This is a genomic window from Piscibacillus sp. B03, from assembly GCF_052246295.1.
GTDB lineage: Bacteria > Bacillota > Bacilli > Bacillales > Alkalibacillaceae > Piscibacillus.
The window spans coordinates 1-12,558 of sequence record NZ_JBQQCO010000008.1; the positions used below are offsets into that span (position 1 = coordinate 1).

Below are 12,558 nucleotides of genomic sequence, written 5' to 3' on the forward strand. Positions count from 1 at the left end.
CTGTAGTAACATGGTTCATAGGGAAGACCTCTTTTCTGTGAATTTTGTCGGCTAACTTAATTCTACAAAAAGGGTCTTCCTTTTTCTATGTTCTAAAAATCATTTACACAAAATATTTTATACTCTCAGACTGTAACCTTGTTCTTGTAAAACTTCATATACCTCATCATCAATTTTAATAGGTCTAGCGGCTAAGTATGGGTTGCTTTTACGAGATTCATTTTTTTGATCGATTAGCTCTTTAATGGTACTAACTCCATCGCCTATCACCTTTGCTGGTACTCTTTTTATTCCAGCAACTACTTTGTCTTCTATTACATATAACCTAATGTCATCACCATTAAAATATTGCTCTACTATAACATTCTTAAAACCTAATTTATTTCTTACTCGCTTTAATGCTTCTTTTAGTTCTTCATCGTTTTTAATATTAATAACAACGCCCTTACTAAGCGTTCCATACGTAGGTTTAACAATTAATGGATAACCTAATGTTTTAGACTTTTCAATGATTTCATCATTTGTTACTGATTTATCAAACTGTAAGCTATCAAGAATATTCGCTCCGCTTTCCTTTAGATACTGTTTTGTAAGTTGCTTACTTTGTGCAATTCTAACCGCTTCATTACATACTTTATCTCCTCTAGATTGATTAAAGTAATGAGTACGATCTTTTGAGGAAAAAGAATAATTTCTTCCAATTAGCTTTTTTCCTTGAGTTCTAATGTCAGAATATTGATGAATATCCACATAATAATTTAATTTTAAACCTCTTCTCCACCCTTCTAAACCTATTAAAAAAGCACATAAATTAAATCCTGTAATTCCTTCAACCATCTTTGATGTTACGAATTGATTTTTTTCCTTAGACACTATCATTCACTCCAAATTCCATAATATTTATTGATTATAACACAAAGTATTAAACGTTCTGTTATAATTTAATAGACTTAAGGTTTATGCTAAAATTAATTAGTATTATTTACAATTTGTATAAGGAGTAGATGGATTATGAGTTCCGAAGAAAAAAGATTTCTTCCTCATCTCGAAAATAGCCTTCCCAAAAGTGCTAATAATTACATGTTAAGTACATATAGTATTATATTAGAGGCATGGAGAAGAGGATTAAATATAACTATTAGGATATTAAGAGAAGCTAGTGGTAATATAGAACCTTATTTTACCCTAAGTGATGGAACTAAGAGTCATCAATTTAGTGTAACTAGAGGAGATAAAGTATCTGTTGAAGCCAAAAAACTTACTAAAAATAAATTTTCTACCAAAGAGTACTTAACAAAAAACAATGTTCCTAATCCTGAAGGTAAGTTATTTGAAGAAAATTCAACGAATCAAGAAATTATTTCATATGCAGAAACCTTTAAATATCCAGTAGTATTAAAACCTTTACAAGGTACTGGCGGAAAAGGTGTTATAGCCAATATTAAAAATAAGGAAGAACTAACTGAGGCTTTAGAATATGTTAGGGGAAAACTAAATTCTTCTGAAGTACTCATTGAGCGATTTTTTCCAGGTGTTGATTATAGACTATATGTTATAGGAGATAAAGTAGCTGCGGCATTAAAAAGATTACCAGCACATGTTATTGGTGATGGTGTGAATACTATTAGCGATCTCATTAAACAAAAAAATGTCGAAAGAACAAAAGTACCTTCTTTATCTAATAGACCTATAAAAGTTGACGATGAAACAAGAAATTTACTAAAACAAAACGGCTATAATCTGAATTCAATACCAAAGAAAGATGAAACTGTATACTTGAAAACTAAAAGTAATGTAAGCTCTGGCGGAGACTCAATTGATGTATCTGGTCAAGTGAGTGATAAAATTAAAGAAATTGCTATAGCTGCTGCAAAGTCCTTTGAAGACTTACCACATTGTGGAATAGATATGATTGTAAACGAAGATGAGGATACGGGAGTAGTCCTTGAAATTAATTCAAGAGCCCATATCACACAACATTTATATCCTTTAGAAGGACAAGCAAGAGATATTCCTTCTGATATAGTTGATTTTTATTTTCCTGAAACGAAAAACGTGGATAAAACTGAGGCAAATAAATTATATATTGATTATGATTATATTTATGATTCATGTTTACAGCGCTCTGCTAGTGAAATCAAGATACCAAAGTTACCAAGCGGACCTATTAAATTAACTAGGTTTGTTATTACAGATTGCAACTATTCTATAAAATTTGCTAAACAGATTAGAAGAATTGCTTTCAATCATAAGATAAATGGATATATTAAATCTCTTTCTAACGGAGATGTTGCAATTGTTATTGGTGGTAATGAAGGAAATGTCAAAAAATTTACCAATGCCTTGAATAAAAAGGTTAAGAAAAACTTCTCAAATGCAACTATTTCAGAAAAACAAAGAAAGAGTCCAGTCAAACACGGCTTTACAATTGTAGGCGATAATGAAGGAGATTCTGAGCAAAGTTCAAAGAAAATAAGTGATGAGTATTTCAAAAAATATAGTGATCTCAAAAATGATCACCAGAAGTTAGTTAGAAAGCTTACAGAATTCGAACAAAAAGAGAAATATTACAATCTGATGGAAAAACAAAATAAAAACCTTAAAAAACGATTGAAACAAATGGAAAGTAGTACATCTTGGAAGGTAACTAAACCTTTGAGAAAAGCTATAAAAATCATTAAAAAATAACCGAAGCAGTTGCTTCGGTTATTTTTTAATTCAATTTAATTTCTGGCATCCAATTCTTAAATCTATTAGATAGTTCACTATAAACTTCTAATGAATCAAATTCACCATGAGTTGTCCTAATATAAGGATTCTTACTAATATAATCTAGTAAATTGTGCATCTGGTAACCTGCTTTTTTATTTGCATCCACAAATGTTAACTTTAATTCTGGATTTTTTATATTTATCTGACCTTGTTTCTTTTCGATGTCTAAAGATAATGCTCCACCAATTTGTCTGTACAAACCCTTTTGTCCAGAATAGAAGTTACCTAAAGAATAAATACAGAATGTCTTCTTACCTCTTGAGTTAATAATCCATTCAGCTGGTTGAAGTACATGCGGATGGTGACCTATAATAATGTCTGCCCCTGCATCCGAAACTGATGCTGAGATTTCTTTTTGCGAAGATACAGGTAATAATGGGTACTCACGACCGTAATGTAATGACACGACTACAACATCTGGATTTTCTTCTTTTTTCAAACGTTCGATAGCTTGTCTAACAAATTTGGTTTGTCCCTTAACAATTCTGTTTAAAAGATAATTTTTTCCTTTCGGTGGGTTTTTCCCTAAAGTAACTGCAGTATATGATAAAAAACCAACCTTAATACCTTTTCTTTCAATAATGCGATGCCTTTTAGCATCCTTTTTCGATTTATGAGAACCCACATATTCTAGATTTATTTTTTCTAGATTTTCTAATGACTTTAGAACACCAGCTTCCCCTAAATCCATAGTGTGATTATTAGAATTAGAAACAATATCTGTACCAAATTCCTTTAAATTTTCTGCTAGCTCTACCGGATTATTAAATTCAGGAAATGAGGAAAGCCCCATCTCTTCACCGGCTACTAATGATTCTAAATTAACTATTGAAATATCACCAGAACTTAGAATATTTTTAGCAGGCTTAAGTTTATCTCTAAAATCATATTTTCCATCACTTGTTTTGCTTATGTTATATATTCGATCATGCAGTAACACGTCTCCTGTAGCGACTAATTTTATTGTCGACATAAATCTACCTCCAACATTAAGCACTTAATATAATACTATTAATAATTAAAATCCACCTACTTAATATAGCCTTTAATTGTGTTTACCTTTGAGTGCACCACTTATTTTTCTTAGAGGAGCTGTATATTTCCATGAGTGACTATTTAATATGTGTTGGTTATCTTTAACAACGCGATCTCTTAACCTTGTTTTTTGAACTAGTTCGCTTTCCATCTTTTTGGCTGCATATTGCACCGATTTCATACTTGTTGTTTTATAATCATATGTTATATCAAAACCAATTGTAAATGGTTCGTCGCAGTATTCTTCTTTAATTAAATCCACCCTAGATCGTTGAGGGTATTGCCTTATTCTACTTTTGAAAGTTTTAATGGCTTCTTTGTCATTACCTGCAACAAAGATTTCAATTTCATCAAATACGTTGTTGTTTACATAACCGTGTAACCCTAACTCAATGGCACTTTTCTTAAGAAACTGATGGTAACTATAGTGCTGTACATTACCTTTCACAATATATTTTCTAGAAGTAATTTTCCCTTGTGGCATCGGTGCTACTTCCACCTCTAGAGCCATTCTGTTTTCAAGTGGTTCTAATACTTTTGTAAGATCGAAATAGACTCTTGAATCGGATGTATCAAACCCTTTTGTTTCTGGAAAATAATAATCCACGATTGCTTTTGGTATATCTCGTGCCTTACCTCTAAGCGGGAAGAGGATTCCACCGATTTGGGCAGTTGGGTTTAATTCTATTACAACACCTTCTGCTTCTGTGTTGTTACTCTCATTAACAATAATATCAACACCACCATGGTAAAGGCCTGGTACAGCTTTCATAGCATTGATGGCGATGCTTTTAATTTCTTCAGATATAGTATCTGTGACATCGATCGGGTCTCCACCTGATGATACATTCGTTTTTTGTCTTAGAAGGATTTGTTCTCCTTTATCTGGAACGCTTCCTAAAGTGTAACCTGATTCTTGGATGAATTCTAAGACTTCCACATCTATATCAATTAAACAACTGTTGAGTCTGGCATTTTTTCTTCTCTCACGGTTTTTTAAGTCGATTAACTCTTCAATCGTATGAATGCCATCACCCATAACGTTAGCAGGTTTACGATTATAGGCTGCAATGACTTGGTCTTCTATAACATATACCCTATATTCCTCACCTTTAATATACTGTTCAACGATAACTTCACCATATTCTAATGTGTGACGCACATATTCAATGGCTTTTCTTAGTTCTTGTTCGTTTTTGATATTGGTGACAACCCCGTTACCAAGACTGGCATTTGTAGGTTTAAGAACTAATGGGAAACCTAGTTTTAAACTATAATTGTAAATTTCTTCATCCGTTGCATCTTCTTCAAAACCTGTTCCTAATGGTACCGGTACTCCAGCTTTTTTAAGCCACTCTTTCGTATCATCTTTCTCAGAACCGATTTCTACTGCTTCGTTCGTTACTTTATCTCCACGCGTTCTGAAAAAGTAATGGGTGCGTTCATCTGAACTTAAAGAGAATAATCGACCTGGAGGGTTTACTCCAAAGATAATCATATCTTGAAAATGCTCTGAGTCTTTAGTATACCATTTTAATTTTAGACCTCTTCTCCATCCTTCTAATGCAATAGCAAATGCATCAAGTCTTGTCTTTCTAGCATTTTTAACAATTTCATTTGTTAAATGGGGAAGACTTATACCTTGCTGTTCACTCATCATTTTTCCTCCTATTTTATCCTCTTTACGATTGCACCGAATAATCGAATTGGCGATGATACTTTCCATGAGAAACTTTGTTTAAATTTCCTTCTCTTCTTCTCTTCTTTTTTAATTTCTAAATCAAGACGCTCTAACTGTTTTTTATAGTCATTGATTTCATTAATTTGAGTTTTGAGATCTAATTTGATTTCAAAACCTACATTTAAAAAGCCTTCATACGGTTCTTCTCTTACCTCTTCAACTTCTGATCTTTCTGGATCCTCATATAATCCATTTTTAAAATCATCTACCATCTCTGGGTCGAGGCCGGCGACTACGACTTCAATCCCTTCATCCTCAATGCTCATGACATAACCATGTAATTCACGTTCAAAAGCTTGCTTTCTTAATCCTCTATGATAACCAATATTTTGCACATCACCCGTGACGATATATTTTTTAGCAAACACTTTTCCTAATGGTGCTGGTGTTACTGTTGTTGAGCTTGCTTCATAGTTAAAAAGTGGATCAAGGACATCATAGAAATCAAAGAACATTTGAGATTTCGTTCCATTTATATGTTTTGTCTCTGGGAAGTAATAATCAATAATAGCAGATGGAATATCTCGGCTTTCTCCTTTAATTGGGAATAATAAACCACCGATTTGAGCTGTTGCATTGACTTCAATCACATAAGCTTGACCATCACGATCTACCATTAAGTCCACTGCCCCATGGCTCATATTTGGTATAGCTTTTAAAGCATTAATCGCTATTTGTTTCGCATCTGGGCTAATATCATTAAGAACATCGATTGGATCCCCACCGATTGAAATGTTGCATTTTTTACTCAAGAAGATTTGTTTTCCTTCTTCTACAACCGTGTCTAACGATAAATTGTGTCGACCAATGTAGTCTTTCAGCTCATTGTTTATTTTTATTTGGCAATTAATTAATCTTGGGTTGTCCTGACGAATTAGGTTCTTTTGCTCGATTAATTGACGAATAGTATGTTTTCCATCTCCAACGACATTTGGTGGAATACGCTTCATCGCACCAACTACTTCATTTTCAATTACGTAAAGACGAAAGTCTTCTCCATCCACATACTTTTCGATGATGATTCTGTCGGTGTTTAATTGTTCTCTAAGATTTTGAACGGAGAACTCTAACTCACCATCACTCAAAACGTTAGTATAGACACCTCTACCGAAACTACCATCTGTTGGTTTTACTACGACGGGATATCCAAGACTTTCTGCATAAGCTTTTATTTCCTCAATCGTAGATTCTTCGTTAAATTCTTTGCCTTCAGGAACTTTTACATTTGCTTTCTCTAAGTATTCCTTAGTCTTTTGCTTACTCTTTCCGATTTCAACTGCTTCATTTGTAATTAAGTCCCCTCTTGTTCGGAAAAAGTAATGTACTTTTTCTCCATTACTTAACGAAAAAAGTTGACCTGGTTCGTCCACAAACCAAGTCTTGAGGTCTTTAAACTTCTCATGATCCTTAATATGCCATTTGAGTGTTAGTCCTCTGCGCCATCCCTCAAGGGCTACCATATATGAATCGAGATAATTTCCTTGAATGCCGTCTAGTATTTCTTTTGGCAGGTGTTTAAGCCAATTCTCCTGATTGTCTGCCATTCCTTTGTCCTCCTAAATAAATCCATTCTTTTATTTGTTTTTATCTTCTAATAAACGAAACTTTTTTCCATTTAATAAATCATGAGTTAATCGATTGTCCGCCTCTAAGTACTCATTACCTAACCACTCATCTATTTCATCACTGAATTCGTCATAGTTTCCTGGTTTAGGGGTAAATTCGCCAAATACTAAGCCATCTTCACTTTTTAGAAAATCTATTCTTAAAAAAGGTGCTGGGATGTTTAAGCTTAATTCTTCAACCATCTTAAGTTCTTCAGCGTCAACACCTTCACCTTTAAATAGTTCATGTTCATATTTACCTGTTTTAATCGGTTGACCATCCCTTGTCCACCAACAATATTGTAATTCTGGATAACGTGTAATTTCTAATATAAGGGCTACTTTTCCATAGAAACAATAAAATTTAATATCTCTTGCTGGGATGTGTTGGGTTTGATCTTCGTAAATTAATTCTTCAATTTTCCATTGGTCAGATTCGACCCAGCCACTGTTTAGGTCTTGTTCCATATGTTTTTTCAACTGTTCAATACTGAATAACGTTTGGTTACGTTTAATATCTGCAATTTTAGTGGAACTATGAACTAGATAAACACCACGGGAACCAGCGCCATCTTCTGGTTTAATGACGATTCCATCTTTAGTAGGTATTTTATCTAGTGAATATACCATATCATCTGTGTATGGCCTTCTAACGTCAAATTGATCTACAAACTGGTATGCTAGTTCCTTTTGATCCAGTGGCCATTCAGGTAAGGATTGGGTTAATTGTTGTTGTCTCATTCGCATCGTTAAGCTTGCTCTAAAGGATGCAGCTGGTGATAATGATACTGGATTGTCCTTAAACCCGATCCTGACCATAAATTCTGGAATATCTTCTGTCTTTAAAGCATTTAATATTTGATCATAAGCTACTTTTTGATAGTCCTCTTTGCCTTTCATTAAGAGTCGAGCTGCGTGGTGTAATGTATTTTTGTAATTTTGATCATGTAGTTCTTTTTGTTCAATCAGGTTTGAAAGGTATTGTAGTAAATTACCTCGATGATGTTCTTCAGCCAACATTTGCATTATTTTGTACGTATTGAGTTGGCGATCGTTGACGTTTAATAAATTCAGTTCTGATTTTGTTGTATACAATAACGCTTTTAGCGATTGGATCTGGTCTTCTAGTTCTTTAATTTGATATTGATTTGTTTTTTGTACAGACTTTAGCTTTTGAAACCACTTAGCCACTTTCCACATCGGGCTTTTTTGCATATTTTTCATAACTTTTTCATCATGCTTGATTTCTAAATTTAACTGTTCAATCTCTCTTTCTAGTTCGTATAAGCTGCGTGAAAGATTGACTTCTTTTTCTTTTTCCACTAACAAAGGGGAGGTGTTTTGGTCGGCTTTGTGTTGTTTATTTTGATTATTCATTCGTCACATCCCCTTTCTTAGATAATAGGTGACAGTCTATAAATTCTTTAAACGAATCATGGTTCTTCATCAAATGATTCCAGTTATGAATCGATAATTTAATGTTTTTAAGTTCTCTTAAATGTCGTTCTTTTAACTGACCTCGTACAGAATCATTTATAGGGTACCATTTACCTTTATGTCCGAAATATTGTATTAATCGATGTGAACTAACTCTGATTGGTTGCTTTTTATCAGATCTCAACTTAGTTACAATCATTTTTACGCTGCTTGGTTTAATACTTGGAATGTAGCGTTGATCTTCGTACAAAATAGATAAATCATAGACTAAAAGTAATTCGCATTCAATCTGTTCTCCAAAAACCACGACCTGAAGTTGTTCTCCATCGATTAATTGGCGATATACATCGGCCATTCTATATGGAAGGTTAAAATTATATTCACTTATTTGTGCTAATCCGACTTTGAATTCCATCTGTTTTAAAGATCGAATGTTATGAATCACTGATTCATTCAACTGTCTAAAATCCGCTGCTATTATTATATCAAACTGACGAATTTTCGAGCGATTTTTATTTGGAAGCATTGGCTCAGGTACTGGAAACAATCTCGATGTAGGTGAAATTGGATATTGTAATGATTCACCGTATTCATGGTAGTATTCAAAACTTTCAACGTATTCTTTTCTTGCACCTTTAAAATGTCCATCATACCCAAATGCCGAGCTGCTCGTTAAAGATCCTGCTGCTTGTCTTGGAAGTGATAATGGACCTGTTTCGAGATCGACAATTCGTTCTTTTCCAAATGTTTTTAACAAGCGACGTTTAAACTCTCCGTCCCCTGCAAATCTTACTTCATCCCAATAACCGATTGAATTAAGTACTTCATCTTTACGGAACATTAGAGATGACATATTTGAAAAAATGTAACGACCAAATAACCCTCTTCTATAGAAGGTTAATTCTTCTGTCAGCCTTGCGTGTTCAGATGTGTTGGCTATTACCTCTGGATGATCTATTAAATGCTGAGCTTGAATTCCGATTTTTTCAGCATGTGACCAGTCATCAGCATCGTTAACGGTAATCAAATCACCTCTGGCTTGGGCTAACGCAATGTTGCGCGCAACGTATGGTCCACTATTTTGTGGTGTTTGTAAAACTTTTACACGTTCGTCTTGTTCTTCATAACGTTTGGCTACAAATAATGTATCATCCTGACTATGGTCATCAACGATGATGAGTTCGAGATTCTTCCAGGTTTGATTTAAAATCGATTCAATTGCCGTCGCTATACCATCTTCAGCATTATAAGCAGGTAAAATGACCGTCACTTTAACATCTGAATCGGTTGTTTGTTTCCCTTGTAAAATGGTGTCTAGTTGATCATAGAGTTGATCATGCAATGCTTGATTAAACTTAATGGGACTTAATTGATACATTTCAAGTGCCTTGTTAATAAATTGTTCCTTTTTATCCTGATCTTCTTCTAGATTTGTTAGAGCAAAGTAAAGGTCTGGATGATCTCCAAGTTTCAAAGCTTCGTTAATGACATTTCGAGCCTGGTGGGCGTATCCTAATCGTTGTAAACATTCAGCTTCTATAATCGAAAGTTTTCTTAGTTGTTCGCGATTCGTTTCTTTATGACTCAACTCTTTTAAATAGGTTAGTGCTTTGTGTGAATCTTCTACCGTTAGTTGATTGGCATGCCACAATAATAGCATTTCTGCGACTGCTTTTTTGTGATACTTATTTCTAGGATTGTGATACATTTGTTCCAACTCAAATAAAACAGTAGATTCAAAGCCGTATTCGTACAAATACTTCTGGTATTTTTTGAGCTTGTTTTGTTCAAATTTTTGTTTATAGGTACGACTATACAATTGTCTAAGATCTCGTCTACCTAATAAACCTCCAACTAATGTCCGACAAACTTTCATAACTTTCCTAATTGAAGTTGATATGAACGTCCGAAACTTTTGTACTTGGTTGAAATAATATTGCTTTTCGACCATTTCTTTATGAACTTCATGACGTTCTTTTAGTTTTTGTTTTCTTAATTCATTTAGTTGGTTAATTTTTAGTTCAAGCTCTTGATTCTTTTGGCGATACGACTTTAAATCTTCGTGGTTATGCAACACAACCGTCTCCTTTTAAGTCAATAATGACGTTACGAGTCGATCAATTCTTGTACTCTCTTTATTGACAAATGTTCCTGGCTTCCCAAAATAAGTGACTAAGTGATCATTCTTACGATAATCCGCTTCACCTAGTACTTGTATCTGTTGAGCCTTAATCGTTGGGACATATTTTTGCCACTCGGTTAAGACATGTTCATTTTCAATAATTAAATAATCTGTTGAAATGTTTTCTCCATAAACCAGCATGTGAACTTGCGGGTTATAAAGTAACTGACGTATAGTTGATGGTACTTCTTGTTTGGTTTCATAATCAAATTCGTACATCTGAACTAAACCAATTCGATAGTTGGTATTCATTAATTCTCGAATTAAGCTATTCCAACCTATATCATATTCCTCTATTAATCGAAAATCAGTTGCAATAACTAAATCAAACTCACGAGATCCGCCTTGTTTATCTTCACGCTGTGGCCACATTGGTTCAGGTACAGGAAATGGTCGTACTTGAAGTGGATACGGATAATATAGTGAGTGACCATTACGTTGATAATGTTCTAAGCTTTCAACGTACTCTTTACGGACTCCCATAAAGAAGCCATTATATCCAAATGCTGAACTACCTGTTAGAGATGTCACAGATTGTCTTGGCAGTGATAATGGGCCTGATTTCAAATCGACGTACCGTGAACGGCCAAATGTTCGAATGAGTCTTCTTTTAAACTCCCCATCCGCTGCAAATCGAACGCTATCCCAATATCCAATTTCTTTTAATACGAGATCTCTACGAAACATAATCGAAGACATATTCGGGAAAATATACCGGCCAGGGTTCCCACGTCTATAGAAATTTAACTCCTCAGTTAGACGTGCGTGCTCCGACGTATTAGCGACCACATTTTTATGTTTGATTAGATGATTCGCTTGGATTTCGAGCTTTTGTACATGGGACCAATCATCCGCGTCGTTAATCGTGACAAACTCACCTGTTGCAGCTCTTAATCCAATATTACGCGCGATATAAGGGCCACTATTGACAGGTGTTTGGAGTAATTGGATTCTTGGATCCTTCTCCATGTATTGCTTGACCACTTCAACTGTGCCGTCCTGGCTTTGGTCGTCAACCACGATTAACTCTAAATTACGCCATGTTTGGTTTTGAATGGATTCGATTGCTGTTTGAATCCCATCTTCAGCGTTATAAGCTGGTAAGATTACACTGATTTTAGGTCCTTGAACGGCTGATCCTAATGAAACGTTTTCTAAATCATCATACGTGATATTTTCACCATGTTGATTGAATTGAATAGGGATTAAATCGTATTGTTTAATCGCTTGATTCATCCAGTACAGTTTATCCTCTGGCGAATCTTCTAAATTGGCTAATCCTAAGTAAATATCTGGGTGCTCTTTTTGCTTTAACGTTTTTAGTAATATTCGACATGCTGAATCACGAGCTCCTAATTGATCGAAGCATTCAGCGCTTAATATCGCATAACGTCTTTGTTGTTCTAAATTCGTTTCTTGTTTGGATAAAAATTTAAGATAGTCGATGGCTTTTCGACTATCTGCTTTGGTGTATTCATTCGCATGCCATTGAGCTAATTCCCATGCGGCTAACGATTTTAAATGCTGGTCATCAGTCGTTTCATAAATCTCTTTTAAATCTTCATAAGCTTTATGAATAAAGCCATAGTTATACAAATGACGTTTAATCTGTTTAATATATTGTTGATTTGTATGCTTTCGTCCTTTACCGATTATTTTTCTTATAACGGCTTTTTGTTGATCGGTTAAAGAGTCGGCTATTTTTTTCTTCGTTTTTTCATCTAATACTTTATATAAAACGCCATCAATAACTGAACTGACCGCTTTTTTGACTAAGTGCATCGTTG

At 34.3% G+C, this 12,558-nt stretch carries 8 protein-coding genes; 1 reads left to right on the plus strand and 7 read right to left on the minus strand.

All coding sequences use genetic code 11. The features are described from left to right. Positions 1-117 precede the first annotated feature (117 nt). Complete coding sequence (locus ACTWQB_RS06930) at positions 118-873, minus strand: ATP-binding protein (protein ID WP_443138463.1); 756 nt, start codon at positions 871-873, stop codon at positions 118-120. Positions 874-1,011: 138 nt separating this feature from the next. Here ACTWQB_RS06930 and ACTWQB_RS06935 point away from each other — a divergent pair, with 138 nt between their 5' ends. After that, the gene (locus ACTWQB_RS06935; protein ID WP_443138464.1) at positions 1,012-2,688 is read left to right on the plus strand and encodes an ATP-grasp domain-containing protein; all 1,677 of its coding nucleotides are present in this window, start codon (positions 1,012-1,014) and stop codon (positions 2,686-2,688) included. 25 nt (positions 2,689-2,713) lie between these two features. Here ACTWQB_RS06935 and ACTWQB_RS06940 read toward each other — a convergent pair whose 3' ends face one another. From ACTWQB_RS06940 to ACTWQB_RS06965, 6 genes are all read right to left on the minus strand, one after another. Further along, complete coding sequence (locus ACTWQB_RS06940) at positions 2,714-3,745, minus strand: CapA family protein (protein WP_443138465.1); 1,032 nt, start codon at positions 3,743-3,745, stop codon at positions 2,714-2,716. 72 nt (positions 3,746-3,817) lie between these two features. Further along, a complete protein-coding gene (locus tag ACTWQB_RS06945) occupies positions 3,818-5,464 on the minus strand; it encodes an acylphosphatase (protein WP_443138466.1) in 1,647 nt (548 codons plus the stop codon). An 11-nt stretch (positions 5,465-5,475) separates the two neighbouring features. Next, positions 5,476-7,092: an acylphosphatase gene (locus tag ACTWQB_RS06950; protein WP_443138467.1), complete on the minus strand. Its 1,617-nt coding sequence runs from the start codon at positions 7,090-7,092 to the stop codon at positions 5,476-5,478. A 30-nt stretch (positions 7,093-7,122) separates the two neighbouring features. Next, positions 7,123-8,529 carry an ATP-grasp fold amidoligase family protein gene (locus ACTWQB_RS06955; RefSeq protein ID WP_443138468.1) on the minus strand — a complete coding sequence of 469 codons (1,407 nt, stop codon included), beginning with the start codon at positions 8,527-8,529 and terminating at the stop codon, positions 7,123-7,125. Further along, positions 8,522-10,663 (minus strand): glycosyltransferase family 2 protein, encoded by a 2,142-nt coding sequence (locus tag ACTWQB_RS06960; protein ID WP_443138469.1) that lies wholly within the window; start codon positions 10,661-10,663, stop codon positions 8,522-8,524. The genes ACTWQB_RS06955 and ACTWQB_RS06960 overlap by 8 nt, the downstream gene beginning before the upstream one ends. Positions 10,664-10,678: 15 nt before the next feature. After that, positions 10,679-12,553 (minus strand): glycosyltransferase family 2 protein, encoded by a 1,875-nt coding sequence (locus ACTWQB_RS06965; protein WP_443138470.1) that lies wholly within the window; start codon positions 12,551-12,553, stop codon positions 10,679-10,681. Positions 12,554-12,558 lie beyond the last annotated feature (5 nt).

Excerpts from the sequence above, each read along its gene's own strand:
- ACTWQB_RS06965 (WP_443138470.1), bottom strand. The coding sequence starts at position 12,553 with ATGCACTTAGTCAAAAAAGCGGTCAGTTCAGTTATTGATGGCGTTTTA.
- ACTWQB_RS06950 (WP_443138467.1), bottom strand. The coding sequence starts at position 7,092 with ATGGCAGACAATCAGGAGAATTGGCTTAAACACCTGCCAAAAGAAATA.
- ACTWQB_RS06940 (WP_443138465.1), bottom strand. The coding sequence starts at position 3,745 with ATGTCGACAATAAAATTAGTCGCTACAGGAGACGTGTTACTGCATGAT.
- ACTWQB_RS06955 (WP_443138468.1), bottom strand. The coding sequence starts at position 8,529 with ATGAATAATCAAAATAAACAACACAAAGCCGACCAAAACACCTCCCCT.
- ACTWQB_RS06935 (WP_443138464.1), top strand. The coding sequence starts at position 1,012 with ATGAGTTCCGAAGAAAAAAGATTTCTTCCTCATCTCGAAAATAGCCTT.
- ACTWQB_RS06945 (WP_443138466.1), bottom strand. The coding sequence starts at position 5,464 with ATGAGTGAACAGCAAGGTATAAGTCTTCCCCATTTAACAAATGAAATT.